The 25,539-nt window shown below is 70.2% G+C and carries 22 protein-coding genes, 1 tRNA gene and 2 pseudogenes; 10 read left to right on the plus strand and 15 right to left on the minus strand.

Annotated features, from left to right (window positions below):
• Positions 1 to 133: 133 nt before the first annotated feature.
• Positions 134 to 1,660 carry an FAD-dependent monooxygenase gene (locus Aru02nite_RS24445; RefSeq protein ID WP_203661610.1) on the plus strand — a complete coding sequence of 509 codons (1,527 nt, stop codon included), beginning with the start codon at positions 134 to 136 and terminating at the stop codon, positions 1,658 to 1,660.
• Here Aru02nite_RS24445 and Aru02nite_RS24450 read toward each other — a convergent pair.
• Both Aru02nite_RS24450 and Aru02nite_RS24455 read right to left on the minus strand, forming a co-directional pair.
• The gene (locus tag Aru02nite_RS24450) at positions 1,615 to 2,547 is read right to left on the minus strand and encodes an LLM class flavin-dependent oxidoreductase (RefSeq protein ID WP_203661612.1); all 933 of its coding nucleotides are present in this window, start codon (positions 2,545 to 2,547) and stop codon (positions 1,615 to 1,617) included. The two genes, Aru02nite_RS24445 and Aru02nite_RS24450, sit on opposite strands and share 46 nt — an antisense overlap.
• A 75-nt stretch (positions 2,548 to 2,622) precedes the next feature.
• Positions 2,623 to 3,021 (minus strand): hypothetical protein, encoded by a 399-nt coding sequence (locus Aru02nite_RS24455; protein ID WP_203661614.1) that lies wholly within the window; start codon positions 3,019 to 3,021, stop codon positions 2,623 to 2,625.
• A gap of 202 nt (positions 3,022 to 3,223) precedes the next feature.
• Between Aru02nite_RS24455 and Aru02nite_RS24460 the strand changes: the two genes are divergently transcribed.
• From Aru02nite_RS24460 to Aru02nite_RS36890, 3 genes and pseudogenes are all read left to right on the plus strand, one after another.
• The gene (locus Aru02nite_RS24460; protein WP_203661616.1) at positions 3,224 to 4,105 is read left to right on the plus strand and encodes a helix-turn-helix domain-containing protein; all 882 of its coding nucleotides are present in this window, start codon (positions 3,224 to 3,226) and stop codon (positions 4,103 to 4,105) included.
• Positions 4,083 to 4,229 (plus strand): annotated as a pseudogene (locus Aru02nite_RS36885) (DUF397 domain-containing protein); the annotation flags it as partial. The gene Aru02nite_RS24460 and the pseudogene Aru02nite_RS36885, both read left to right, overlap by 23 nt.
• Before the next feature lie 3 nt (positions 4,230 to 4,232).
• A pseudogene (locus Aru02nite_RS36890) lies at positions 4,233 to 4,427 on the plus strand (DUF397 domain-containing protein); the annotation flags it as partial.
• A 59-nt stretch (positions 4,428 to 4,486) separates the two neighbouring features.
• Here the strand turns inward: Aru02nite_RS36890 and Aru02nite_RS24470 are convergent.
• Complete coding sequence (locus Aru02nite_RS24470) at positions 4,487 to 5,356, minus strand: sigma-70 family RNA polymerase sigma factor (protein ID WP_203661620.1); 870 nt, start codon at positions 5,354 to 5,356, stop codon at positions 4,487 to 4,489.
• A 96-nt stretch (positions 5,357 to 5,452) separates the two neighbouring features.
• Between Aru02nite_RS24470 and Aru02nite_RS24475 the strand changes: the two genes are divergently transcribed.
• Positions 5,453 to 6,115 carry a nitroreductase gene (locus Aru02nite_RS24475; RefSeq protein WP_203661622.1) on the plus strand — a complete coding sequence of 221 codons (663 nt, stop codon included), beginning with the start codon at positions 5,453 to 5,455 and terminating at the stop codon, positions 6,113 to 6,115.
• A 65-nt stretch (positions 6,116 to 6,180) separates the two neighbouring features.
• Here Aru02nite_RS24475 and Aru02nite_RS24480 read toward each other — a convergent pair whose 3' ends face one another.
• The 9 genes from Aru02nite_RS24480 to dcd all read right to left on the minus strand — a co-directional run bounded on the left by Aru02nite_RS24480 (position 6,181) and on the right by dcd (position 18,341).
• Entirely contained in the window at positions 6,181 to 8,094 is a 1,914-nt protein-coding gene (locus Aru02nite_RS24480; protein ID WP_239076918.1) for an N-acetylmuramoyl-L-alanine amidase, read from the minus strand.
• 329 nt (positions 8,095 to 8,423) lie between these two features.
• Entirely contained in the window at positions 8,424 to 10,274 is a 1,851-nt protein-coding gene (locus Aru02nite_RS24485) for an N-acetylmuramoyl-L-alanine amidase (RefSeq protein ID WP_239076919.1), read from the minus strand.
• A gap of 98 nt (positions 10,275 to 10,372) precedes the next feature.
• Entirely contained in the window at positions 10,373 to 11,002 is a 630-nt protein-coding gene (locus Aru02nite_RS24490; protein ID WP_203661626.1) for an SDR family oxidoreductase, read from the minus strand.
• A 29-nt stretch (positions 11,003 to 11,031) separates the two neighbouring features.
• Positions 11,032 to 11,913: a DUF6807 domain-containing protein gene (locus Aru02nite_RS24495; RefSeq protein ID WP_203661628.1), complete on the minus strand. Its 882-nt coding sequence runs from the start codon at positions 11,911 to 11,913 to the stop codon at positions 11,032 to 11,034.
• Positions 11,910 to 13,325 carry an enolase-like domain-containing protein gene (locus Aru02nite_RS24500; RefSeq protein WP_203661630.1) on the minus strand — a complete coding sequence of 472 codons (1,416 nt, stop codon included), beginning with the start codon at positions 13,323 to 13,325 and terminating at the stop codon, positions 11,910 to 11,912. Before Aru02nite_RS24500 ends, Aru02nite_RS24495 begins: the two co-directional genes overlap by 4 nt.
• Positions 13,322 to 14,395 carry a Gfo/Idh/MocA family protein gene (locus tag Aru02nite_RS24505; RefSeq protein WP_203661632.1) on the minus strand — a complete coding sequence of 358 codons (1,074 nt, stop codon included), beginning with the start codon at positions 14,393 to 14,395 and terminating at the stop codon, positions 13,322 to 13,324. The genes Aru02nite_RS24500 and Aru02nite_RS24505 overlap by 4 nt, the downstream gene beginning before the upstream one ends.
• A gap of 445 nt (positions 14,396 to 14,840) precedes the next feature.
• On the minus strand, positions 14,841 to 15,977 hold the full coding sequence (locus tag Aru02nite_RS24510; protein ID WP_203661633.1) for a GntR family transcriptional regulator: 1,137 nt from the start codon (positions 15,975 to 15,977) through the stop codon (positions 14,841 to 14,843).
• 431 nt (positions 15,978 to 16,408) lie between these two features.
• Positions 16,409 to 17,599 carry a S53 family peptidase gene (locus Aru02nite_RS24515; RefSeq protein ID WP_203661635.1) on the minus strand — a complete coding sequence of 397 codons (1,191 nt, stop codon included), beginning with the start codon at positions 17,597 to 17,599 and terminating at the stop codon, positions 16,409 to 16,411.
• Positions 17,600 to 17,762: 163 nt separating this feature from the next.
• A complete protein-coding gene (dcd, locus tag Aru02nite_RS24520; protein WP_203661637.1) occupies positions 17,763 to 18,341 on the minus strand; it encodes a dCTP deaminase in 579 nt (192 codons plus the stop codon).
• Positions 18,342 to 18,440: 99 nt separating this feature from the next.
• Between dcd and Aru02nite_RS24525 the strand changes: the two genes are divergently transcribed.
• From Aru02nite_RS24525 to Aru02nite_RS24535, 3 genes are all read left to right on the plus strand, one after another.
• The gene (locus tag Aru02nite_RS24525; protein ID WP_203661639.1) at positions 18,441 to 18,947 is read left to right on the plus strand and encodes a pyridoxamine 5'-phosphate oxidase family protein; all 507 of its coding nucleotides are present in this window, start codon (positions 18,441 to 18,443) and stop codon (positions 18,945 to 18,947) included.
• A complete protein-coding gene (locus Aru02nite_RS24530) occupies positions 18,944 to 19,303 on the plus strand; it encodes a hypothetical protein (RefSeq protein WP_203661641.1) in 360 nt (119 codons plus the stop codon). The genes Aru02nite_RS24525 and Aru02nite_RS24530 overlap by 4 nt, the downstream gene beginning before the upstream one ends.
• 143 nt (positions 19,304 to 19,446) lie before the next feature.
• A tRNA-Gly gene (locus Aru02nite_RS24535) sits at positions 19,447 to 19,520 on the plus strand.
• Between the two features lie 88 nt (positions 19,521 to 19,608).
• Here Aru02nite_RS24535 and Aru02nite_RS36895 read toward each other — a convergent pair.
• Genes Aru02nite_RS36895 through Aru02nite_RS24550 form a run of 3 tightly spaced genes read right to left on the minus strand, consistent with a single transcriptional unit; the run spans position 19,609 to position 22,963 of the window.
• A complete protein-coding gene (locus tag Aru02nite_RS36895) occupies positions 19,609 to 21,735 on the minus strand; it encodes a site-specific integrase (protein ID WP_239076920.1) in 2,127 nt (708 codons plus the stop codon).
• Positions 21,732 to 22,493, minus strand: coding sequence for a DUF2637 domain-containing protein (locus tag Aru02nite_RS24545; protein ID WP_203661642.1), 762 nt, complete (start codon positions 22,491 to 22,493; stop codon positions 21,732 to 21,734). Before Aru02nite_RS24545 ends, Aru02nite_RS36895 begins: the two co-directional genes overlap by 4 nt.
• Before the next feature lie 14 nt (positions 22,494 to 22,507).
• On the minus strand, positions 22,508 to 22,963 hold the full coding sequence (locus tag Aru02nite_RS24550) for a hypothetical protein (protein WP_203661644.1): 456 nt from the start codon (positions 22,961 to 22,963) through the stop codon (positions 22,508 to 22,510).
• Positions 22,964 to 23,185: 222 nt separating this feature from the next.
• On the opposite strand from Aru02nite_RS24550, the gene Aru02nite_RS24555 reads away from it, so the two are divergent.
• Positions 23,186 to 23,731 (plus strand): NUDIX domain-containing protein, encoded by a 546-nt coding sequence (locus tag Aru02nite_RS24555; protein ID WP_239076921.1) that lies wholly within the window; start codon positions 23,186 to 23,188, stop codon positions 23,729 to 23,731.
• Positions 23,732 to 23,911: 180 nt separating this feature from the next.
• The coding region (locus Aru02nite_RS24560; RefSeq protein WP_203661646.1) for a P-loop ATPase, Sll1717 family at positions 23,912 to 25,539 on the plus strand (1,628 nt) is incomplete at its 3' end.

Below are 25,539 nucleotides of genomic sequence, written 5' to 3' on the forward strand. Positions count from 1 at the left end.
GCTGACCGTGCGGGTGCGCTGAATCCCTTACCCCACAACCACATCCGACCTGTACGGGTCGCGGTCCGTCGTGCCCGCGTGCCGGTACGGGTGGCGGAGCCGTGCCCTGGTACGGCAGCGAGAGGAGCACACCATGACCGTCGAATTCGTGATCGTCGGGGGCGGACCGAACGGTCTGCTGATGGCGACCGAGCTGGCCCTCGCCGGGGTACGCCCGGTCGTGCTGGAGAGGCTGACGGAGCGACCGACCGCGCCGAAGGCGAACGGCCTGGTGGGCCGGGTCGTCGCGGCGCTGGACCGGCGCGGCCTGTACGAGCGGTTCAGCGGCGGGGCGCCGGGGCCGGAGCCGGTGCCGGGCTTCCAGTTCGGCGCCGTACCGTTCGGTCTGTCCACTGTGGACGACAATGCCCTGTACGCGCTTCCGGTGCCGCAGCGGCGAATGGAGGAGCTGCTCGCCGAGCGCGGGGCCGAACTGGGCGTCGAGGTACGCCGCGGGCACGAGGTGACCGCGCTGTCGCAGGACGCCGACGCGGTGACCCTCGACGTACGCGGGCCGGACGGTGACTACCGGCTCGGCGCGCGGTACCTCGTCGCGGCGGACGGCGCGCGCAGCCTGGTACGCAAGGCGGTGGGGATCGGTTTCCCCGGGATCACCGATCGCGGGTTCGTGGCCCGCAGCGGCGAGGTGGCGGTGCCGGAACCGTACGCGGTGGCGGGCAGCGGTGAGCTGGACGTGCCCGGCGTGGGGCGGTTCCGGCCGGCGACGTTCACCCGCACCGAGCACGGCCTCTTCGCGTACGCCGCGTTCGCGCCGGGGCGGTTCCGCGTGTCGGCGATGGAGTGGACGGACGAGTCGCTGACCGACACGTACGAGATGGACGTGGCGGAGCTGCGGGCGGCGCTGCACCGGGTGCTGGGCGCGGACGTACCGGTGGAGGTGCCGGCGGGGGCGGCTCCGCCGCGGCGGATCGTCGGCGTCAACTCGCGGCAGGCGGACCGGTACCGGGCGGGCCGGGTGTTCCTGGTCGGCGACGCGGCGCACGTGCACAGCGCGATCGGCGGCCCCGGGCTGAACCTGGGCATGGCCGACGTGTTCAACCTCGGCTGGAAGCTCGCCGCGGTACTGCACGGCGCGCCGGCGGACGTGCTCGACACGTACGAGAGTGAGCGGATGCCGGTCGGCAGGCGGGTCATCATGCACACCCGGGCGCAGACCGCGCTGCTCGGACCCGGCCCGAACGTCACCGCGCTGCGCGACCTGTTCGGCGAGCTGCTGGCCGATCCGGGCGCGGCGCGGCGCATCCACGACCTGATGGCCGGCGCCGGCATCCGGTACGACACGCCCGCGCCGGCCCACCCGCTCGCCGGGGAGTGGCTGCCGGATCTGGCTCTGCGCAACGGATCCGGCCCGGTACGCGTGGCCGAGCTGCTGCGCCCGGCCCGCCCGCTGCTGCTGGACCTGGCGGGCCGGGCGGACCTGGTGGACGCGGCGAAGGGCTGGGCCGACCGGGTCGACGTGGTCCGCGCCGGCACCGACGAGCCCCCGGCCGACGCCATCCTGGTACGCCCGGACGGGTACGTGGCGTGGGCGGGCGACGCCGACGCCACCGCCGATCAGGTACGCGGGGCGCTGGCCGCCTGGTTCGGCCCCGCCGCCTGAACCGCTTCCCGTACGGCGGGGGCGATCTCGGTGGCCCAGCGGCCGATCGTCGCCGGGTCCTGCACGTCGCCGGCGGGGGAGAACAGCGTGAACCCGCCGGCGCCGTGGTCGAGTACGGCTCCGGTCAGTTCCTCGATCCACTGGTCGACGGAGCCGCCGAGCCACCGCCCGTCGGCGTCCCGGGTCGCGGCGAGCGGCCGGTCCGTGACCCGGCCCGGCAGGTTGAAGATCGTACGGATCTCGGCGGGGTCGCGGCCCACCGCCGCCGCGGCCGCGTCGATCACCGGCCGCGACGTGCGGTACCGCTCGCTGGTCCAGTCGGCGGCGTGGCCGGGGATCCAGCCGTCGGCGACGCGACCGGTGACGGCCAGCGACCGCGGCCCGACCGAGCCGGTCCACACCGGCGGCGCGGGCACCGGCGCCGGGTCGATCCCGCGCACCCGCACGTGCCGCCCCTCGTACGTGACGGGGTCGCCGCCGCCGGAAAGCTTGCGTACCAGCACGATCGTCTCCTCGAACGCCTCCACCGCCGCCGCCGGCGACAGCTTCGGTACGCCGAGGTCGGCGATCCGGTCCCACAGCCCGCCCGCGCCCATGCCGAGCACGACCCGGCCGCCGGACAGCGCCGACAACGACGTGACGGTACGCGCGAGCAGCGGTGCGGACCGCGCGGCGTTGGTGACGTTGGCGAAGGCGGCGATGCGCTCGGTGCGGCCGAGCAGGAACCCGATCGCCGCGTACGCGTCGAGCCGGTCCCCCAGGTACGGGTGGTCGGACAGCGACACGTGGTCGAGCCCGTCCCGGTCGGCCTGTGCGACGAGCCGCAGCAGCTCCGGCCCGTCCTCGATGCGGCTGTGTGCGCCGAAGCCGAACACGACGTCGGTCATGGTCGCAGCTCCCGTCCCTCGGTGGGTGCCTTCCCGAGGAACACTAATTAGTTCGTACTGCGAACTGCAACGGGGTCAGCGGCGACGTCGATCACGCTCGGCGATCTTCAGCCGTACGACGTTGACCAGCAGGCACACGTCGCGGTCGCCGGCCGGGCGCCCGTGCTCGATCGGGCGGCCCCAGACGAACACGTACCCGCTGCCGGCGTTCTCGTCCACGTCGCGGACCGCGAACCAGCGCGGACCCGACGCGAACAGCGCGCACGCCGTGGCGTCCAGCCAGATCAGGTCACCGCGCCGCGGCACGGCGTGCCAGTACCGGTCCGGTTCGGGCGTGAACGCCCGCGCCTCCCGTACGCAGCGGCACGGCCACGGCTCGTCCTGGTCGATCGAGCACACCAGGCCGGCGCCCCGCGCCTCCGCAGCGTACGCGTGATGGGTCGCGATGATCTCGCGCGCTTCCTGCCGATCCACGGGTCGTACCTCCCGGCGGTCGTGGGGAGCCGGCGCCCCGCTGGGGCATGGGGGAATGGTGACGGCTCGCCACCAGCGGAGCACCGGCCGTGAGTACTGTCGCATAGATCCTGGCTAGATGCAATATCTCAGATATCCACGTGTATCTGTGAGATATCTGCTTTGGTCGATGTTCCTGGCTTGTGGCGTAAGATCCTGCGTCATGACGATGAGGATGACGCTGCGACGGTCCCGCCTCGCCGCCGAACTTCGGCGACTGCACGGCGACTCCGGGCTCTCGCTGGACCAGGTCGAGGAACGCACCGACATCAAGAAGTCCACGCTCAGCCGCATCCACAAGAACGCCACCACCAACGTGCCGTACGTGAAGACGCTGGCCGAGGCGTACGGCGCGGACGAGCGCACGCGCGCGTGCCTGATCGCGCTGGTCAAGGGCGCCCGGCAGCGCGGCGGCTGGTGGGCCGCCCACGCCGACTCCGTGACCGACGACCTGTTGGAGTTCGTGTCCTTCGAGGCCATCGCCGCCACCGTCTACGACTGGGAGAACGCTGTCCTTCCCGGTCTTCTACAGACACGCGCCTACGCCGAGGCAGCGATCCGAGAGGTCAACGAGGAAGAACTGACCGATGACGTCGTGGCCACCCGCGCAGAGATGCGTCTGCGGCGACAGGACAGGTTGGCGGGCGACAACCCGCTCAGCCTGTACGCCATCATCGACGAGCCAGTTCTGTACCGCCGCACCGGTGGGGCCGAGGTCATGTGGGAACAGCTCGCTCACCTGACCAAGCTGTCCAAGCAGCCGAACGTCCATCTCCATGTCGTCAGCCGAACCCTCGGCGCCCACGCCGGCATGCTGGGCAGCTATCAACTGCTTGAGTTCCCAGATGAGGAATACATGGATCCGGTGGTGTACATGGAAACCATCGGCGGTGAGATGTATCTGGAGGGCAAAGAGCCGTTGGCCAAGGTTCGACGCCTGTGGGACCATCTGCGCGGGGCGGCACTCGACAAGGAGGCTTCCCGGCAGGCGATCCGTCAAGCAGCGGAGAAGATGACTGACGATGGGCATTCTCACGGGCGCTGAGTGGCGAAAGAGCACGAGGAGCGCGAGCAACGGGGCGTGTGTCGAGGTGGCGACCAACCTCGTGCGCGCCGACTGGCAGAAGTCCAGCAGGTCAGCCGGAAACGGCAACTGCGTTGAGGTTGCGACGAATCTCGTCGGGGCCGACTGGCAGAAGAGTTCACGTAGCCAGAGCAACGGGGCTTGTGTTGAGGTGGCGGGGAACCTGGGTGGGGTCGTCGGCGTACGGGACAGCAAGGACCCGGGCGGGCCGGCGCTGACGGTGGCGCCGGCGGCGTGGGCGGCGTTCGCCGACGAGGTACGGCGCGGCGCGCTGGACGCCTGAAACCCTTGTCCGACAAGCGAACGGGGCCGCCGGGTGCGGCCCCGTCGTCGTGTCCACGGTCAGTCGAGTACGGCGAGGTCGAGGCGGCGCAGGCGGTCCGGGTCGGCGACGAGTTCGTAGCCGGCGACGCGCTCGCCGGCGACGGACACGAGCAACACCAGGCGTAGCCGGCCGCGCGGCGCGACGACGACACCGACGGCACCGTCCACCAGCGCCGGTTCGGCGAAGCGCGCGTTGCGGCCGAAGACGGCGATCTCGCCGGCCACCGCACGCGCACCGCGTACCTCGACGGGACGGTCGGCGGGGACGGCGAGGCGGTCGCCGCGGCGTACCGCGTCGGGGTCGAGGACGGCGAGGATCGCGGTGAGGTCGCCGCTGCGCGCCGCCGCGAGGAACGCCTCGACGACCCGCCGGTGCCGGGCCAGGTCGGGCGGCGACACGACCGGCGTACCGCGGACCCGGGTGCGGGCACGGCTGGCGAGCTTCTTCGCGGCCACCGGCGAGCGGTCCACCACGTACGCGATGTCGTCGAAGGGGACGGCGAACATGTCGTGCAGCACGAACGCGACGCGTTCCGCGGGGCCGAGGCGGTCGAGGACGACGAGGAGGGCGCGACCGACCTCGTCCGCGCGTACCGCCTCGGTCTCGGGGTCGGCGACCGGTGACACGGCGTCGGCCGGCTCGGCGCCGAGATCCTCCCGGCGCGACACCCGCGCCCGCAGCAGGTCCAGGCAGATGCGGGACAGCACCGTCGTCAGCCAGCCCGGCAGGTTGCGCACGTCGGACACGTCCGCGCGGTCCAGCCGCAGCCACGCCTCCTGGACCGCGTCCTCCGCCTCCGCCGCCGACCCCAGCATCCGGTACGCCACGGCCAGCAGCCGCGCGCGCTCCGCCTCGAACCGGGCCGTCACCCCGTCGTCGGTCCCCATCGGTCACCCTTCCGCGTTCCCGTCCGTCAACACCGTAGGCAGGTGGTGTCGGGACGGTGGCGGAACGGGCCACCCCGCGGAGCATAGGAGACGCACATGGACGTGTACGAGGCGGTCGCGAGCCGGCGGGCGGTGCGCGCGTTCACCGGCGAACCCGTACCGCGGGCGACGCTCGACCGGGTCCTCGCCGCCGCCACGCGCGCCCCGAGCGGCGGCAACATCCAACCCTGGCACGGGTACCTGCTGAGCGGGTCCGCGCTCGCCGACCTCACCCGACGTACCGGGGCTCGGGTGGCGGCCGGTGACCCCGGCGACGAACCCGAGTTCCCGCAGTACCCGGCGGAGTTGCCGGCGCCGTACCGGGAACGGCGGTCCGCCGCCGGCGAACGACGGTACGCGGCGCTCGGCATCGCCCGCGCCGACGCCGCCGCCCGCGCCCGCGCCGTCGCCCGGAACTGGGACTGTTTCGGCGCACCCGCCGCCCTCTTCTGCTACCTCGACCGGCGCTTCGGCGCCACCCAGTGGACCGACATCGGCATGTACCTCCAGACCGTGATGCTGCTGCTGCGCGCCGAGGGCCTGCACAGCTGCCCGCAGAAAGCCTGGCCCGTGTACCACCGCACCGTCGCCGCGTCCGTCGGTGCACCCGACCGGCTGATGCTCGTCTGTGGCCTCTCCATCGGGTACGCCGACCCGGCCGCGGCGCCCGTCGTCACCGACCGGGCGCCGCTCGCCGAGACCGTCACGTACCTCGGCTGACCGCGACTGCGCCGAACACGACGCCGCCCCGGCCGTACGACGACCGGGGCGGCGCGAGTCAGCCGTCAGGACGCGGCGTTCGCGTTCCGTACGGTCACGTCCGCGGCGCGCACGTACGCGACCCGGTGACCGAACTGGATCTCGAAGTACCGGTCGTGGCCGCGGACCACCGTGTGGTCACCCGGCATCGACAGGTCGATCGTCGGCGCGTAGTAGTAGTCCGCCGGGACATCGGTCAACCCCAACGGATAGCGCTGACCCGACGCGAACAGGTACCCCAGCGGCGTCACCGCCTGCACCGGCACCGGCGACCCGTCGTACGCGGACGTCTCCGGGTAGGCCCGGCCGTACACCGGGACGGAGTCCTTGCCCGGCTTCGGCGTCACCACGAACCCGACCGCCGGCCGCACCTGCGAACTGTGCAGCCACGCCTCCTGCCCCAGGTACCAGATCGCCGTCCAGCCCGGCTTCCGGTCCGCCACCGCGAACTGCTGGCCGTCCGTCGCGCGGGCCGCCACGTCCGCGATGTCCGTCGTACCCGGGCCGGCGTGCAGCTTCGGATCCGACACCAGCGGCGCGTCGTCACTCGGCGCCGTCCGCAGGTACGCGAAGTTCGTCGGCTGCGCGGCGCACGGCGTACCGCTCCCCGACTTGTCGCAGCCCGTCACCACCTGCTGGTTCGACGCGAAGCCCGGCTTCACCGTCACCAGGCCCGAATCCGGGCCGCCCGCACCGTGGTCCGCGTGCCCGCGTACCAGATCCATGTAGTGGTCCCAGTCCCAGAACGGGCCCGGATCCCAGTGCATGTTCCTGATCGTCGTCGGCAGCGTGCCCGGCACGTTGTCGTGACCGATGATGTGCTGCCGGTCCAACGGGATCCCGTACCGCCCGGCCAGGTAGCGCACCAGCTTCGCCGACTGCCGGTACATCGCCTCCGTGTACCAGGTGGCGCCCGTCGCCGCGAAACCCTCGTGCTCGATCCCGATCGAATGCATGTTGATGTACCAGTTCCCGGCCTGCCACGCCAGATCCTTGTTCTCGATCATCTGCGTGATGTGGCCGTCCGACGAGCGCAGCTCGTAGTTCGCCGCCGCGTACGCCCTCGGGTTCTGGAACCAGCTGATCGTGCCGTTGTAGTAGCCCTCGTTGTCGTGGATCACCAGGTACTGGATCTTCATGTCCCGCGGGCGGTCGGCCTTGTCGTAGTTGCCGTAGTCGCCCGGATCGGCGCTGTTCAGCGCGTACGCCGCCGGAATGAAGTCACACCCCGCATCGCTCGGGCACTCCGTACCAGAGGCGTCCGCCTTCGTCAGGTGCAGCGCCGCCAGCTGACCCGTCGCCGGGCTCACCTGCGGATCCGCCGCCAACGACACCGTGTCCCCGCCGTCCGTCCGGCGCGACTCGCCCGACCGCAACACGTCGAACACCTCGTCGGCGAACGTCCGCGCACCCGCCTCGTCCGGCGCACCCGAATACCGCGCCACCGCGCCGTACCAGTCCGCCGGATCCGACCCCGACACCCCCAGATCCTTCTGGTACCTGGCAAGCAGCGCCGCGCCACCCGCGATGTTCGCCGCCGCGTCCGTACGCAACGTCCGCTCCGGAGTACCCGTCAGGTCCGCGGCCGTACCCAGAGTGCGCAACGACGGCTGATCCCCCGTGTACTCCGGCCGATCCGGCGACGCCAGCGGGCGCTGCGTGTCGCCGCGGGCGTCCTCGTTCGGTTGCGCGGCAAGGGCATCCGCGCTCACGTTGGCCACATCCGTCAGGTTCATCGGACCGTAACCGCCCGCCGTACTCGGCTGGCCGGCATGCGCATCCCACCGCGACTCCAGGAACGACACGGCAAGCAACACGCTCTCCGGCACGCCGTAGCGCGCCGCCGCATCCGCGTACGCCTGCTGGCGCGACACGGGAGCGGCATGGCCGGCAGTGACCGGCACCAACGCGGCCAGACCGGCCGTCAGACCGGTGGTCAACGCGAGAGTGAACCTCGGCGGTGGGCGACGCATGGGCAACCTCCCAGTACGGGTTTGGCTCACCTTGGCCCGTCCGCGCCCCGTCGTCAATACCTTCCCAAACGGCCCAGCATCGTGTAGGAAACTGCCGTGCGGGTTCGGATTGTTCAATTGTGTCATTGTTCAACAAGTCAACTGTTGAACAGTTGAACAATGGGACAATCTCGCCGTACGTGTTGATCATCGCACCCACCGAGATCAGCTGTCACCCACTCACGTCAAACAGACCCCGCGTCGAGCAACGCGAAGCCCCGCCGACACGTGCCGGCGGGGCTTGCGACGACCGGGTCTCAGGCGGGCGTGACGACGACGTCCGACGCGCGGACGAAGGCGATGCGGTGGCCGAGCTGGATCCGCAGGTACCGCTGGTGGCCGCGGACGACGGTGTGGTCGTCGGGCAGGCTGTTGTCGATGGTCTTGGCGTAGTAGTAGTCGGTGGCGACGGGCCCACCGTACACATAGGACTGTCCGGAGCCGATGGTGTACGGCAGCGGCGCGAAGCCGGCGGCCGGGATGTCCGACGGGTACTCGGAGGCGTCGGGGTACGCGACGCCGTAGGTGGCGACGGCGTCGTGCTTCGGCCGTACGACAAGGGTTTCGGTGGGTTTGCCGGCGCCGCGGTCGGCGAACCAGGCCTTGGCCCCGGCGTACCAGATGGCGGTCCAGCCGGGCTTGCGGTCGGCGACGACGAACTGCTGGCCGGCGCTGGCCTTGTCGCCCCAGTCGGCGGCGCAGTCGGTGCCGGCGGCGCCGTCCTTGTGGAGGCCGGGATCGCTGAACAGCGGCGCGTCGGGGCTGGGCGCGGTGCGCAGCCACACGAACGAGCTGGCCTGCGCGGCGACCGGCTGGTGCTGCTCGCAGTCGGTGACCTGCTGGACGTTGTCGGCGAACCGCGGCGCGATCGTCACCACGTTGCCGTACGACGGGACGGTCGGCCGGCCGAGCAGCGTCATGAAGTGGTTCCAGTCCCAGAACGGGCCCGGATCCCAGTGCATGGCGGGAATCCCGGCGGTACTGGTTGCCGGGACGTTGTCGTGGCCGATGATGTGCTGCCGGTCCAGCGGCACGCCGTACCGGGCGGACAGGTAGCGCACCAGCGTGGACGTCGAGTGGTACAGCCGCTCGGTGTACCAGGTGGCGCCGGCGATCGCGAAGCCCTCCTGCTCGATGCCGACGGAGTGGCTGTTGATGTACCAGTTGCCCGCCTGCCAGGCGACGTCCTTCGTCGGCACCATCTGCGTCACGTGCCCGTCGCCGGACCGCACCACGTAGTGCGCGCTCACGTACGCGGCGGGGTTGGTGAAGGTGTCGATGGTGTCGGCGTACGTCTCCTCGGTGTCGTGCAGCACGATCGTGTCGACGCGCTCGTCCTTGGGACGGTCGGCCACGTCGTAGTTGCCGTACGACTGCGGGTCCTTCGGGTCGTTGAGCTGGTACGCCGCGGGGATGTAGTCGCAGTCGAGCGAGCGCGGGCACTCCGCCTTCGGCGTCGCGCTCTCGGCCCGCAGGCCCAACCGGTGCGGCGGCGCGGTGTCCGGGCGTACGGCGGGGTCGGCTTCGACGCGGACGTGCTGGCCGTCGGTGGTGTCGGCGGACGCGCCGCCGGTGATCGTGCCGTACACGTCGTCGGCGAACTCGGTGGCGCCGGCGGTGGTGCCCGACTCGGAGTAGCGCGCGACCGCGGCGTACCACCCGCCGACGGTGCCGGGGGTGCCGAGCGCCTTCGCGTAGTGCGCGAGCAGCGCCGCGCCGGCCCGGATGTTGGTCACGTCGTCACGCTCGACCCGCGACACCGGCGCCCCGATCAACCCCGCCGCGGTACGCGCGGTGTGCAGCGCGGGCGAGTCCGGCGGCGGCGTGCCGTCACCGCGCTGCCCCAGCGCGCTCCGCGGCACGTCGGTCAACGCCATCGGCCCGTACGCCCCGGAGGTGCTGGGCGCGCCGCCGTGCGCCTCCCACCGCGTCTCCTGGTACGACACGGCGAGCAGCACCGGCGCCGGTACGCCGAACTCGCGTGCCGCGGCGGTGAACGCCGCCTGCCGGTGGTCCCGACCGGACCCCGCGTACGCCGGGGGCGCGGTCAGCGCCGCACCCAACAGACCCACCGTGGCCGCCCCCGCGACCGCCGTACCGATCCGCACGAGACACCTCCGCATGCCCGTCATGTCGGACAGCGCAGATTACCCCGGGGCGACCCTCCGGTACAGGCCCGGCGCGCGGAACCCGCGCGGCGGTCCGCTCACCGGCCGGCGCCGTACAGGTCGGCGCCGCCGGCGACGACCAGGTCGTGCCCGGTGATGAAGCTGGCGCCGTCGGAGGCCAGGAACGCCACCGCCGCCGCGACGTCCGACGTGGTACCGGTCCGGCCGAGCGGTACGCCCGCCGCCGCCTCCGGCGTCACCCCGTCGACCGGGCCGGCGCTGACGGCGTTGACGCGGATCCGGCGCGGCGCCAGTTCGAGCGCGAGCGTACGCATCAGGGGGAGCAGGGCGCCGCGGGCGACGGCGAGCCCGGCGCCGACCGTGAGTACGACGGAGGCGCCGTCGTTGAGCAGCGGCAACGCCCGGCGCAGCGCGAACCAGCTGCCCTTGACCGGGCCGGCGACCGCCTCGTCGAAGTCACCACTCGCGGCCGTCGCGGCGTCGAGGTACAGCACGTCGAGCGTGCCGAAGCGGGCCCGTACCTCGGCGAGCGCGGTGTCGACGCCGGCCGGCGTGCGGGTGTCCGCGCGCACCGCGAGCACGCCGGCCGGGACGTCCACGGTGTCCCCGGCGACCATCACCCGGTACCCGCGGCCGCGCAGGAGTTCCGCCGTCGCCAGGCCGATTCCGCCGGTACCGCCGGTGATCAGGGCCGCGGGTGCGGGCATGGCGTGCCTCCCCGGCGGTCGGGCCGGGGTCACCGGGCACCGGCCAGCGCCGTCTCGATCCGGTCGCGGTCCCACGTCCCGTCCGCCACCACCACCCGGTACGCCAGCCGCAGCGTCGCGCCCGGTGCCAGCGGCACCACGTCGTGGAAGAACGGCGCGGGCGACACCTGCGGAGTCGGCTCGGTACGGACGAACCACGGCACCGACTCCCGCCCCAGCGTGGCGAACACCAACGTCGACGTACGGTCGACCTCGTCGTGCCGCCCCCGGAACGCCAGCCACTGCGCGTACTCGCCGCGCACCGTGTCGCCGTCCGTACCGTCGCCGCCGAGTCCACCGCCGGCCAGTACGGTGCCGCCGATGAAGGACCGCGGCCCGCGCCAGAACATCCCGCCGTACCCGGAGCCGACGAGGCCCTCGGTCCCGGGGCTGCCGAACCGGAGCACCGTGCCGCTCACGTTCCGCAGCTCGGATTGGAACGTCAGCGTCCACGCGTCCGCGCCGACCGAGACGCCCAGCTCGCGGCGCTCGGTGACCCACTCGGCCCCGTCGTACGTGTGCCAGGCGAGGCGTTCGACGAGGCCGTCGCCCGTCACCGCGTCGAAGCCGAGGTGGCGCATGGTTCCGTTGCGCTCCGGCAGTTCCAGGTAGCCGCGACCGTCCACATAGGTGTGTCCGCCCCACAGGTTCGCCCCGTTGAGGTTCGCCACCGCGAGCTGGATTCCCTTGTGCCACCGGTGATCGTGCGGCCGGTACCCGGTGACCACGTCACCGGCCAACGTACGCAACGGGTGCAGGTACGGCTTCGGCGACTCGAACGCGGGCACGTCCGGGTCGAAGACGTACGTGGCGAGATCGGTGCCGTCGTGCCGGAACACGATCCGGTCGGCGAGCGTGTGCGCGTCGGTCATCGTCCGTCCACCTCGGTCGGTTGCCAGTCCACCAGCGGTACGCCGCCCGCCCGGTCCACCACGTCCGGCGTCAGCCCCGTACCGAACGGGGCGCGCAGCACGCTGCCCACCGCGAGCGTCCCGTCCCGTACCGCGAGGGTCGCGGTGTCGTCGAGGCGGGTGTACAGGTCGGGATGGGCGGCGAGGGTCAGCTCGGCGACCGGGTCCGGGAAGCCGGACAGGCCGCGGAAGTAGTGGTGGCCGTTGCGTTCCACGTGCGGGATGCCCAGCGTGGCAACGACCGCGAGGTCCTGCGGCAGCGACACCGGGCCCACCGTGGTCAGGTCCTCGGCGGAGAGCACGCGCCGCTCACCGGCCGCGTTCCGCGCCGCGACCAGGCAGGCGTTCGCGACGCCCGGGAACACGCCCTTGCAGTTCTTGTGGCTGATCCCCGCGTACCCGGCGGCGAACGCGGACCGCAGCGCGTCCAGCGTGCCGCCCGACTCGTCCGCCACCACCGGCGGCCGGTCCGGCCACTCGGTCAGGTCGACGTCGAACGCCACGTCCCGGTGAAGCGGCTGTTCCAGGAACAGCAGCGGCCCGGTCAACTCCGGCGGCAGCGCCGACACGAACTCCCGCAACGGCCCCACCGACCGGTACTGCTCGTTCCCGTCCAGCGTGTACCGGAACGCCGGCCCCACGTACTCGTCGGCCACGGCGCGGATCCGGCTCAACCGCACCAGATCCGCGGCCGGGTCACCGGACAGCTTCACCTTCAGGTGCGTCAGCCCGTACGCCCGGACGCAGTCCACCAGCGTCCGCGGCAGCCCGCCGTCGACCGGTGCCGGATCGTCCGCGGCGGTCAGCGGATCGCCCAACCCCACCGTGTGCCGCAGTACCAACCGGTCCCGCGGCGTACCGAGCAGGGCGGCCGGTTCCGCGCCGGACAGCTCCGGATGCACCGCGCCGAGCCGGATCCCGAGCCCACCGTCGCGTACGGCCGCGCCCAGGGTCGTGTCCCGCGCCCGGCAGTACGCGTCCAGCACGGCCCGTTCGACGAGCGACACGGCGAACCCGGCCAGCAGCGGCGGCCACCGCGCCGTGGTACCGACCGGCACGAGGTCGCGGTGCAGCGCCAGCCACCAGTCGAACACCGTCGCGCCGGACGACCCCGTCGCGCGCCCGCAGGCGGCCAGCACCGCCGCCCGCAGTTCCACCAGATCCTCGGCGTACGTGGTGGTCGGGTCCTTCGTGAACCACTTCGGCGGCAGGTTGTCCGCCGCCACCCCCTCGACCCGGTCGCCCGCCACGTCCACCACCGCGCGGACGAACACGTGCGGCATCGCCGTCATCTCCGCGATCCCGTACCGGAAGGGCATCCGGGCGCGCAACGTCACCGCGTCCGCGCGGACCGACCGGACCGCGACCGTCACACCGCACCCCACCACGACGCGTAGAACGGGTCGCCCGGCCCGACCGAACCGCGCGCCACCGGTGCCCCCGTCGCCGCCGACTTGTACAGGCACGTCACGAACTCCGTGGTACGCCGGGCATCCGTCGCCGTGTGCTCCGGCGGCCGACCCGCCCGCATCGCCGCGACGATCCCCGCCAGCTGTGTCCGCTGCGTCGCCGGTACCTCCTCGGGCACGGTGTCCCAGCCCGGTTCCGTCGGCGGTACGTCCGGCGCCGGCGTGAACGTCCAGTCCGCGTTGCGGTAGCCGTACAGGTGGCGCAGCTCGACGCTGGCCCGCCGGCAGTCCAGCCGCAGGTACGACTCCTGGCTCGCGGACACCACGCTGTTCACCACCGACGCCTGCGCACCCGACCCGAACGTCACGTGCGCCAGCGACACGTCCTCCGTCTCGATCTCACGGTCCACAGTGGACACCCGCGCGCTCACCTCGCGCCAGTCCGGCCACAACCACAACAACAGATCGATCCCGTGTACGCCCTGCGTCACCGTCGCCCCGCCCAGCTCCGTGTCCCGCCGACCCCGCCACGGCACCGCGTAGTACTCGGCCCCGCGGTACCAGGTGGTCTGGCACAGCGCCAGCAACGGCGCGCCCAGCGTCCCCGCCCGCAACAGCCCGCGTACGTGCGTCGCGCCGCTGCCAGCCCGCCACTGGAACACCGGCGCGCAGTACCGCCCGGTCGCGCGCTCGGCCGCCAGGATCGCGTCGTGGTCCGCCAACGACCCCGCCACCGGCTTCTCGCAGTACACCCAGGCGCCCGCGCGCAACGCCGCCACCGCCAGCTCCGGGTGCGTCGACGACGGCGTACACACCAGCACCAGGTCCGGCTCCTCGATCCGCAGCAACTCCGCCGGATCGTCGTAACTGGCCGCGATCCCGTACGTCCCCGCGAACGTCGCCGCCCGCTCCGCGTCGGCGTCCGCCACCGCCACCAGGTCCAGCTCGTCCTCCAACGCCCGCACCGCTGGTACGTGCGCGTCCGCGGCGATGCTGCCCGCGCCGATGATCGCCGTCCGGTACCGCAGTCCCATGTGCCCTCCTCGGCGCCCGGCTGGTCGAGCTGCGCGTGGACATTAAAGCGTTAACCCTGCCCGCGACACAAGGGCCGTGATGGGTCTCGTACTGGAAAGCGGTTGCTCCTTAAACCTTTAACGCATCATTCGCCCGCCCCGACGCCGCGGTGTCCACAGTGGACACCCACCCCGGAGCACGGTTCGCCGTACCGATCCTGCACGGCCCACGCGGGTCGGAGTACCGGAATCGATTCGTGCGCAAGCACCTCGCCACCCGCACCGGGAGCCGCCAGCGTCAGACTGGTCGGTGCCGGGGGGCGTGCCGGCGCACGGAACGGATGGTGCAGCGGGCGAGACCGCCGACCCGGATCCGGCTCCGGGTCGGCGGTCTCGGTCGCCGGCGGGTGTACGGATCCGGCCCGGCTTCCGCGCACGGCGGACGTGCGCGGTGCGTACCGGGGGATCAGGCGGTGCCACCGACCACGGCGCGCAGGTAGCCGGAGGCGGCGTCGCGGGTGTGTACGCCGGTGGGCAGCGTGACGTGGCGCGGGCCGTCGGTGGCGCCCGCCGCGCGCTCGGCGAGCAGGCGCATCGCGGTCACGCCCATCTCCCGCGACGGCAGTTCGGCCGTCACCGCGGTCAGCCCGAGCAGGTCGAACGGGCCGGCGTCGTCCATCCCGGCGAGTTCGACGTCACCGGGCACGGTACGGCCGAGTGCGACGAGGTCCTTCGCCGCCGCGGCCACCACGTACCCGTTGGCGCAGAGGGCGGCGGTCGGCGGCTCGGCCGACTCCAGCGCCGTACGCAGCAGGCCCAGGCGCGCCGCCGCCGGCTGCCCGAGGTACGGCCGGAGCGCGGTGAACTGCGGGCTGATCGGCAGGCCGGCCTCGCGCAGCGCCTGCACGTGCCCCGTCAGCCGGTCCTGCACGCTCGTCACCTGCGTCTCGCTCCACAGCGTGACGATCCGCTCGTGCCCCGCGTCGATCAGGTGCCGCGTCAGCTGGTACCCGATGGCGAAGTTGTCGACGACCACCGCGTCCGTCGGGATGTCCGTGCGGTAGCGGTCGACGAGTACGAGCGGGATGCCACGGCGCTGCGCCTCGCTCAGCAACGCCGAGTTGTGCAGCCCCTCCACCGGGTACAGCACGATGCCGGTGACACCCGAGTCCATCGCCTCCCGCAGCGCGCCTGCCTCCCGTTCCGGCGACGCCAGTACGTCCGGGCGTGCCGTGTCCGTCAGGTACATGCGCAGGCCCAGCTCCGCGCAGACCGACTCCACCCCACTGACCACATTGGACACATGCGCGCCCGGCAGGCCGTGCACGATGCAGGCGACCGCGCGCACCGGCGCCACCCCCGCCGTACGCTCCGGCTGGTCCGCCACGAACGTCCCGCGCCCCTGCCGGCGGACCAACAACCCCTCCGCCACCAGGTCGTTCAGCGCCTTCACCGCCGTCGTCGTACTCACCCCGTACCGCTCGCACAGCTCCCGCTGCGTCACGAACGGACTACCCGGCTCGTACTCCCCGCGGGCCACCGCGGCACGCAACTCCGCCTTGATCCGCTGGTACAGCGGGGCGCCGCGGCCGTCACCGGCCATCGAAGTACCCCCCGAAACGCGCACCCATGAAGTGCTCCTCACCGATCTTCGACGCGCCAAACCGGGCCCGGGACGCGTCGAACAGTATCGCCCAGCCTCGGGACGCCATCGCTTGATGCGTTAATACGACGTTACCGAGGCGGGTGGAGAGGTGGGGCGGTACCCCGGCGATCGGGGGTTGATGGGGTGTGGGCGTGTGGCTGGGAGGAGGGTGTGCGGCGGTGACTTGGGTGCGGCACGGCGGTGGGGCCCGGTGCGATGACCGGGCCCCACCTTTTTGTTCAACAATTGAACAATCGAGATTGTCCAATTGTGTCATTGTTCAATTGTTGAACAGTGGCATTGTCCAATTGTTGAACAATAGGGTGTGGCCGTCGTTCGGCGCCACGCACGACCGGCGCCCAACCCAAGTCGCCCACACCCCAGCACCCTCAGAACGCCCCGACCCCGTTAGGCGTACCGAGCCCGGTGGGCCCGTCCCACCCCGTACGCGCGGTGCACCACTGACTGGTCGGGCAGCTCCCGTTGGACCCGCCGGTCACGTCGTACAGGGCGGACGCGTGCGCGTACGGGTAGTTGTTGTCGATGCTGGCGGCGTTGCCGGCGAGCCCGTACACGGCACCGATGACGGGGGCGGCGACGCTGGTGCCGCCGAACACCATCCAGCCGGAGTACCCCTGGTAGGCGGTGCTGTCGTAGACGGCGACGCCGGTGTTGGGGTCGGCGACGGCGGACACGTCGGCGACGGCGCGCTTGGCGCAGCCGGTACCGGCGGCGGACTGTCCGCTCAGCGCGGTGTTGTACGTGGAGCAGCCGGAGCCGGCGCCGTTCCACGCGGTCTCGGTCCAGCCGCGGCTGTTGGACGCCTTGGTGAGCGAGGTGCCGCCGACGGCGGTGACGTAGTGCGAGGACGCCGGGTACTCGACGCCGTAGCCGGAGTCGCCGGAGCTGACGGTGACGGCGATGCCGGGGTGGTTGTAGTAGCTGCCGTAGTTGGCGTCGGAGGCGTCGGATCCGCCGTAGCTGTTGCTGATGACGTTGGCGCCCATGGTGGCGGCGCGGTTGACGGCCGCACCGAGGTTGGCGAAGGACGAGGACTTCGCCTCGACGAGCAGGATGTGGCAGTTGGGGCAGACGGCCGACACCATGTCGAGGTCGAGGGAGATCTCCTGCGCCCAGCCGCCGTCCTTGCGCGGGTAGCTGGTGCCGCCGTTCTGGTCGACCTTGCGGAAGCAGCCGTTCGCGGTCGTACACGCGGGCAGCCCGTACTGGGTGCGGTAGACGGCGAGGTCCTGTTCGGCGGTGGGCGCGTCGTACGCGTCGACGATGGCGACGGTCTGCCCGCCGCCGGCGCTGGACGACGGCAGCTGGTACGCGGACTGCAGGTCGGCGGGTCCGTACCCGGAGGGGGTGGCGGCGGCCTTGCGGAGTGCGGAGTTGCTGGCGTGCACGTCGGTACGCAGTACGGCGAGGCAGTGTGCGGTGCCGGCCGTCGACGTGGCGCAGGAGTGCATGGTGCGGCCGTTCGCAGTCGCTGGGGCGGCTGTGGCGGCACCGGCGACGCTGGCCAGTCCGGCCGTGGCCGCGGCCGCCGCGGCCAGTACGCGCAGGCGTGAACCCATGGGGAACCTCCTTGAGGGGTAAGGGATCCCATGTCGGATCAAACCGGAGCGTAGCCACCCGCCAGAGGGCACGAAAGCCCCGAATTCCGGGTGTAACACCCGAAGATCAGCAAGCGATTCCTATGCCCACGTACCCGCGCCGGCGGGGCGTCGCGGGCGGCCGTCAGCTCGTCGGCCAGGTACGCCAGTTCTGCCAGGAACGGCTCGGCGTCGGGCCGCGTTGCCCCTGGTAACGCGACCCGTACAGCTCCGATCCGTACGGCTGGGTGGCGGGCGACGAGAGCCGGAAGAGGCAGAGCTGGCCGATCTTCATGCCCGGCCAGAGCATGATCGGCAGGTTGGCCACGTTGGACAGTTCGAGGGTCACGTGGCCGGAGAAGCCGGGGTCGATGAAGCCGGCGGTCGAGTGCGTGAGCAGCCCGAGGCGGCCCAGGCTCGACTTGCCCTCCAGCCGGCCGGCCAGGTCGTCCGGCAGCGTGACGACCTCCAGCGTCGAGGCCAGCACGAACTCGCTCGGGTGCAGGACGAACGGCTCGTCGTCCTTGACCTCGCGCAGGCTGGTCAGGTCGTCCTGCTGCTGCGCCGGATCGATGTGCGTGTACCGGCTGTTGTTGAACACGCGGAACCAGCGGTCCAGCCGAACGTCCACACTGGACGGTTGGACGAGACCCGGCTCGTACGGATCGAGGCGGAGCCGACCGGTGTCGATCTCGGCGGTCAGATCCCGGTCCGACAGCAGCATTCGCGCAGCGTACCGAAGGGGCGGTGGACGCCGTGACGCGGCCACCCGGAAGGGCTAACCAAGTGGACGTTCGAACATGTGTTCGATAGAATATCGGACATGGCCACCTGGACTGAGTTCGCCACATCGGCACCCGAGCTGGCCGAAGCCATCCGCGGCCTCGTGCACCAGTTCGGCCAGGGCTTCGGCTACCTGGCCACCGTCCGCGACGACGGCGGCCCCCGGGTCCATCCCGTCAGCCCGCTGATCACGCACGACGGCCTGTTCTGCTTCCTGATCGACTCACCCAAGCGCCGCGACCTCGACCGCGACGGTCGCTACGCGCTGCACTCCTTCCCCCCGGAGGACTGCGACGACGAGGCGTACGTGGCGGGTCGCGCCGTCCCGGTCGCCGACCCCGACCGCCGCGCCCGCCTCGCCCACCAGTCCCGCGCCGCCGCGTCCGTCGACTGGCAGCTCTACGAGTTCCTCGTCGACGCCGCGATGCTCGCCCGCCGCGACACCGGCGTCGGCGGCCCCGCCATCGACCAGGAGTCCGCGCACTTCACGATCTGGCGCGACCCCGCCAGTCTGACCGCCGCACCGTCGATCAGGGAGGTCCAGTGACCACCTTCGCCGCACCCGTCCACCCCGGTTTCGCCGCCGTACCGGCGGATGCCGTCGCCAACGGCCGCACCGCCTCCCCGGTGGACGGCGCCCGGCCCGGGGCCACCGGCATCACCCTGGTCGGCGAGATCGTCGACCTCGACACCGCCGGCGACACCCCCGACACCAGCACGGTCTCCGTACGGTGGCTCGGCGTCACCGTCCATCCCGCCGGTGACACCGCCGGCATCCCGCCCACGCCCGGGACGGCCCCGACCGCCGACCGCCCGCCACGCCCCGCCGGCCTCCGCGGCCTCACCGAGGGCATCCGCCGGCTGATCGACGGCCCGCAAGGCCGCCACCGCGCACCCCGCTGACCTGCCTCCCCGCCCCCAGTGCGCCCGGCCCGCCACCGTCATCGGCCCCGCCCCACCCCGGGGACCGGCGACCCGGCGGGCCGGGCGCACCCCCATCCGTACCGAGGCTGTACAGTGATACCCGCTCACGCGTCCGTGAGTACGCGGGTGTAGTTCAATGGCAGAACATCAGCTTCCCAAGCTGACAGTGCGGGTTCGATTCCCGTCACCCGCTCCACACCGAAAGGCCAGGTCAGGGGATTCCCCGACCTGGCCTTCGTCTTTGCTGGGACCTCTAGTTGATCTTGCGTGCCATTACCGTGCCATTAGGCCGTTGGCGCCAGGACCCCGGCCGCGCCGTCGTCGGGCTCGTCGTCGCCGCTCGGGAGCTTCGCGTTGAGCGCGTCGGCGATCGCGCGGTCGGCCTCCGACGTCGCGTGCTGGTAGATCAGCGCGGCATTCATGCTGTCGTGTCCCATCCGGGCCATCAGGTCACGCGTACTCGCGCCCGACGACGCGGCCAGCGTGTTGCCGGTATGGCGCAGGTCGTGGAAGTGCAGCCCCGGCTTGCCGATCTTGGCCACCGCGTCCTTCCACCCGACGAGCTGGTTGAAGTTGCTCCGCTTGACCGGCCCACCCCGCTCGCCGGTGAACACCCACGCCGTCGGCTCGTCGCCCGCATACTCGGCCAGGTGCCGGCGCAGCTCCGACACGATCGCCGCCGGGATCGAGACCGTACGCAGACCGGCCCGGGACTTCGGTGGACCGAGCAGCAGCCCACCCCGTGACCGCTCCACGAACGTGTGTCGCACCCGGACGGTGCGCGCGTCCAGGTCCAGGTCCTGGCGTTGCAGCGCGGTGACCTCCCCGTACCGGAGGCTGGCGAACGTGGCGAGCAGGACCAGGGCGAAGTACCGGTCGGGCATCTCGCCGGCCAGGTCGTACACCTGAGTCACGGTCAGCGTCGGTCGTTCCTCCGGGTTCTCGCGGTCGGCGCCCGGGATGCGGCACGGGTTCCGCGGCAGGATGTTGTCCTCGTTCACCGCGGTCGTCAGCACCGCCCGCAGCAGCCAGTTCGGACAGGTCGGCGAGCACGGCAAGACTTGCAGCTCCGCGCCGAGCCTGGCCATGTGGTCTTCCTGCGCCCGAGAGCCCGGCGTCACCGCGTCGGTGATGTCCTTGGCGATGTACTTCGTGATGTAGCGGACCGTCTTCTCGGCGTCCTTCGACCCGCCGCGGATGCCCTTCACATCCACCGTGCCAAGCCGGACCACGTGGGCCGGTTCCGCGTCGTCGTCGTCCTCGATCGCGTCAAGGGCTTCGTCCCAGGTGGGCAGTGCTTCCCCGGTGTGCGGGTCCCGGTAGGTCATCTCGTCCACGTTCCAGGTCGGCAACTCGCCTTCCGGGTCGTATCGCAGCTCGTCATGGGCCGGCCACCACACCTGGTGGTAGGTGGCCGCCGCGACCTGCTTGACCAGCCTGCGGGCCAGGGCACCGCGGACGGCGAAGTGCCCGTGCGGGGTCAGGCGCTTCTGCATCTCGATCGACCCCGCGTACTGCACCTTCCACCCCACCGCCCGGCGCAGGTTCTGCCAGAACCGGTCGATCACCTTCGCGAAGTGGATCGCGTCCAACGCCGCGGCCCGGTAGTCGTAGGCGTCCGGGTCCACCGGCGTGCCCAAGCGGGTGTCGTGCTGGGAATGCAGCTCCCCGCACTCGCACGGCTGAACCTTCCCGCGCCGCCAGTAGGCAGAGTGCACGGCGCCATACGAGCCGAGGGTGAGCGTGAGGAACATCGACTCCCGGTGCTCCCGCCCATCCGACCCGATGTGCGGGTGCGGCACCGTCCGGTTCGCCACCGGCAACCGAGGAAGATCCGGCGCGTCTTGCCGGCGCTTGGTCGACCGCTTGCGGGATGGGGCCGACTCCTCGTCGGGGCAGTCTTTCCGCCCGCCGGGCAGTACCGAGCCGCGGACTCCGGCGGTGGTGATCTCTTCGTCAACGCGGTCGATCTCGGCGTCCAGGTCGGTCACCTGGTCCCACTCCGAGCCGATCACCGCGGCGGTCCGCGCGAACTCCAACGCCGCCCGGTACTCGACCAGCCCGCGCTGTTCCTCATCCGGCGCGTCCGGTTCCGTAACCGGTTCCTCGGTGAGGTGCCAGCCCTCACGGATCTGCTGCATCCGCAGCCGCCGGTTCGCCTCCGCGCACGGCTCACACTTCGCCGCCGACGTCGCGCCACACGGCACCGACACCAACTCGGTCTCCCCGGTCGTGGTGTCGGTACGACGCAGCCACACCGGCTTCACGCACACCCCGAACTGCACCGCCAGATCCCGAGCAACGTCCTTCGCCACGGGCTGCAACAGCCGCGCCGCCCGCGACCCGGGCCGAGGAGTCTCCTCCCGACCCAGGCCCGGAAGCACGACCGCCGTCGCCTTCACGGTTGTCACGCCGGCACCTCCGATGCAGAGCCGTTCACCCGCGCTGTGGGGCGGGATGGGGCAACCACCCGAGCGACCGCGGGCCGGTTCCGGGCCGAATCGCCGATGTGCTCAGCGGCGGGCGTCGGTACGGTCTGGCCGTGACGATCAGGGTTTGGCTGCGATGGCGTCGGCAGCGGCGCGTGCAAACCGGCTGGGATGCGCTGTTCTGGTGCGGTGTTGGTGGCATCGGCGCGGGCATCGTGAGCACCGTTCAGGCTGTGGTTGAGGGCCGTCCCGTTGCTCGTTCGATCGTTCATGGCCTGGTGATCACGCTGGTCCTGGCGGGAGTCGCCGTCGCCGCGGATGTGGTCGGCCGCCGTCGCGCTCTCCGTGCGGCCGGGGGTGGGCAGGCCGGAGAACACCAGTTTGATCAACAGCGTGAACGCGATCGCGGGTAGCGCCGCAAGTCCCTTGCTCGCCATCGAATCGTTGGCCTGCGACACCTGCGCCGCCAACGACAGCAGCCCGGACCCGATCAGCAACGCCACCGGATACCCGACCGACCCACCCGTACGGCGCCGACGCCGCCACTCCAACAACGCCAACGCCGGCGTCAACTCCGACACGACCGCATTGGCCCACCCGAACCACTCCGGCGTACCGGCGGGCGCCTTCTGCATCGTCCAGTCATGCATGTGCGTGAAACTCGCGGCCCCCGCCATGAGCCCGATCGCGGCCATGATGACCAGCCGGGCCGTACTCTCGGCCCTCTGCGCAGCGGACAAGACTCAGCCCTCCTCTACTTACTGGTCGGGGTGACGGGGGAACGGACAAAGGCCGGCGGGTCGCCGGTGACGTCGAGCGCTTCGCCGAGCAGCTTGAACACCGCCCAGGCTTCGCCGATCGACAGCGGCAGCCGGCGATGCCCCGCACCGACCGCGACCCACATCCGGGCGTCTATCTCGCTGGCGTCGAGGCGGACCGTGACCGCGGTACCGGTCAGCAGCGTGCCGGGGACGCGGATGCGCCAGAGGCGGGCGGCGCGCCGTTCGATGGCGGTCACTGGCCACCCCGCAGCTTGTTGAACAGCTCGATCGGCAGCGGCCCATTGCCCGTCCCGTTCCCGTTCCCGTTGGCCGGGGCGGTTCTCTGTGGTGGGACCGGCCCGGTCGACCGGATGCCGACCGGCGTCGCCGTTGCCACCGTCGTCGCGTACCCGGTTGACGCGATGGTGGCGCTGCACATGCCGGCTCACCTACCGCGAAGATCTCGCCGTGTATGCGCCCGGCATCATCGTCTGCGGGGCGAGGCCCGTGAGGTGGTGGCTTGGCTTGCCTCGGCTGCGGCGTACCCACGTGCGGACGAGGTTTCGGCTGACGGCGTGGTAGCGGACCTGTTCTGGAGCGAAGCGTTCGGCGTCGAGTAGCGCGGACATGGCGTCGTCGGTGCGGTTCCATGCGCGGGCGGTTTCGATGGCGTGCCGGGCTCGTCTCTCGGCAGGGAGTCCGGAGGTGTCGACCCCGGGCGCGAGGTCGATGGCCACCTGCACGTCCCGCACAACCCCACCCGCGCAGCGGCCGCAGCCGGAGCCCTCTTCACCGACGCCGAGGGCCGCATCATGATGGTGCGACCCACCTACAAGGACTACTGGGACATCCCCGGTGGCTACGTCGAGCCCGGCGAGACCCCCTACGAAGCCTGCGTACGCGAAGTCGAAGAAGAGCTAGGCATCCGCCCCGCCATCGGCCGCCTCCTGGTCGCCGACTGGGCACCCAGCGAGCGGGACGGCGACAAAATCCTCTTCATCTTCAACGGCGGCCAACTCACGGACGACCAGCGCACCACGATCCAGTTGCAAGTATCCGAGCTGTCCGAGTATCGATACCTCGATAGTGGCGACATTGAACAGCGCACGCTGCCTCGCTTGGTTCGACGTCTGTCCCATGCGCGCGACGCGGAGGCGACGGGCAGCACTACCTACCTTGAGCATGGAAATCCGGTCGGTAGAACCAGCACTCGCTAAAGACCAGCAGGCATTCCCGACGGCGTAGCACTGTCCGCGACTGATCCGTCAGCGCCGAACTCATCCGAAAGGGTAGTCCGCTATCGACTGAACGTACGGCCACGCGTGCCGAGGGTTGCGACTCTTAGTCACCCGCGGCAACATGGCGCGCAACATTCTGCCCCAGATTCGAGGTGCATCATGACGAAAAAGAATTTCGGAAAGCCTCCTCGAACTGCCTATAGCCTTGGCGGGACAGAAGCCGAAAATGATTGGCTCCTTCAGGACTCATTCTACGAGAGCGCGCAGTACCAGCAGATAATTTCCAGAGATGACCGGAAATGTTTCCTGGTGGGAAGGACTGGCGCAGGAAAGTCTGCGATCCTGACCAGACTCGAAGAAGAGAATCCAGAACATATAGTTAGAATTGACCCAGACAACCTTTCACTGCCTTACATCACCAGCCTGGACGTGATCAGATACCTGACAGATCTAGGCGTCCAACTTGATCACTTCTTCAACGCCCTATGGAAGCACGTACTCCTAATTGAGATCATTCGACATCGCTATCAGGTTGACTCCGAAGAAGCGAAGAATAGATTTCTCGCATTAATCTCAGAGAAGATCAAAAGAGACCGAAGTAAGCAACTTGCCCTACAGTATCTTGAAGACTTTGAAGGACGATTTTGGGTCGAGACCGACGAGCGCGTTCGCGAAATTACTGATCGACTTGAAAGTCAAATAAAGGACGAGGCCGGCGTCGCCATTGGTAACTCCATAGGAAAAATCAACCTAGGGGCCTCCGATACGGTTTTAGCAAGCTCACAAGAACGCACGGAGCTTGCCGCCAGGTTCCAACGCATCATTAACGACACACAAATGGCTAGACTCAATCAAATGATCAAAGTGCTAGATTCAGACATCCTGGATTCTAGCGGCCACTTCACATATGTAGTGATTGACGATCTCGACAAAGATTGGGTTGACGAGTCCATCTCGAATGACTTGATCCGATGCCTGTTCCGTGCCGTAAATGACCTTAAGAAAGTCCAGAATCTAAAGGTCATCGTTGCCCTACGTACAAACATTTTCGACTATCTAGATTTCGGACCAAAGGGAGGACAAGAGGAGAAATATCGAGCATTGACCATTCGCCTACGCTGGACCCATGCCGACATCGAGAGATTGCTTACCGAGAGAGTTAAGGCTGCGGGCCTCAAGTTCGATACGCACGGAGTCAGCAAGCTAACAGATGTCCTGCCGTCAACGAATAAAACCCGGGGAGACGCACTTGCTTTCATTCTGCGCCGAACACTAATGCGCCCCCGCGACGCGATCAGCTACCTGAACGAGTGTTATCAACTCAATGGCGGTCGACCCCGCATCAGTTGGGATTGCATACACCAGGCGCAGCCCTACTATTCTCGCGGTAGACTGCTCGCGCTGCGAGATGAATGGAAGCCAACATTCCCAGGAATAGATCGAGTGTTCGAGCTATTCCGGGGAGCATCTGTCAAGATGGATCAGGACGAATTTCGAAAGAGACTCGATGAAGCGGTCCTCTTAATGGCAGATTCCGGGTTCAGTGGAACAGTCTGGATGACCAAGCTCGGGGAACCAATCCTCAACAGCACAGACACCGACGATTGGTCCGAAGTCTATCAACCCCTTACTCGGATGCTTTTCGAAATCGGATTCATCGGCGGATCGGATAGATCCTCATCCCACGCCGTCTGGAGTTACGAGGATCCAGGCTTTTCCGAGAGTAAATCGAACCTACGGGCGAAGCATTCTGTGGCACCACAGCGGAGACGGCACACGCCCACCCC

It is taken from the genome of Actinocatenispora rupis, assembly GCF_016861975.1.
GTDB lineage: Bacteria > Actinomycetota > Actinomycetes > Mycobacteriales > Micromonosporaceae > Actinocatenispora > Actinocatenispora rupis.

Coding starts and splice junctions, on each gene's coding strand:
- Aru02nite_RS24445 (WP_203661610.1), top strand. CDS start 134: ATGACCGTCGAATTCGTGATCGTCGGGGGCGGACCGAACGGTCTGCTG.
- Aru02nite_RS24450 (WP_203661612.1), bottom strand. CDS start 2,547: ATGACCGACGTCGTGTTCGGCTTCGGCGCACACAGCCGCATCGAGGAC.
- Aru02nite_RS24460 (WP_203661616.1), top strand. CDS start 3,224: ATGACGATGAGGATGACGCTGCGACGGTCCCGCCTCGCCGCCGAACTT.
- Aru02nite_RS24470 (WP_203661620.1), bottom strand. CDS start 5,356: ATGGGGACCGACGACGGGGTGACGGCCCGGTTCGAGGCGGAGCGCGCG.
- Aru02nite_RS24475 (WP_203661622.1), top strand. CDS start 5,453: ATGGACGTGTACGAGGCGGTCGCGAGCCGGCGGGCGGTGCGCGCGTTC.
- Aru02nite_RS24490 (WP_203661626.1), bottom strand. CDS start 11,002: ATGCCCGCACCCGCGGCCCTGATCACCGGCGGTACCGGCGGAATCGGC.
- Aru02nite_RS24495 (WP_203661628.1), bottom strand. CDS start 11,913: ATGACCGACGCGCACACGCTCGCCGACCGGATCGTGTTCCGGCACGAC.
- Aru02nite_RS24505 (WP_203661632.1), bottom strand. CDS start 14,395: ATGGGACTGCGGTACCGGACGGCGATCATCGGCGCGGGCAGCATCGCC.
- Aru02nite_RS24510 (WP_203661633.1), bottom strand. CDS start 15,977: ATGGCCGGTGACGGCCGCGGCGCCCCGCTGTACCAGCGGATCAAGGCG.
- Aru02nite_RS24515 (WP_203661635.1), bottom strand. CDS start 17,599: ATGGGTTCACGCCTGCGCGTACTGGCCGCGGCGGCCGCGGCCACGGCC.
- dcd (WP_203661637.1), bottom strand. CDS start 18,341: ATGCTGCTGTCGGACCGGGATCTGACCGCCGAGATCGACACCGGTCGG.
- Aru02nite_RS24525 (WP_203661639.1), top strand. CDS start 18,441: ATGGCCACCTGGACTGAGTTCGCCACATCGGCACCCGAGCTGGCCGAA.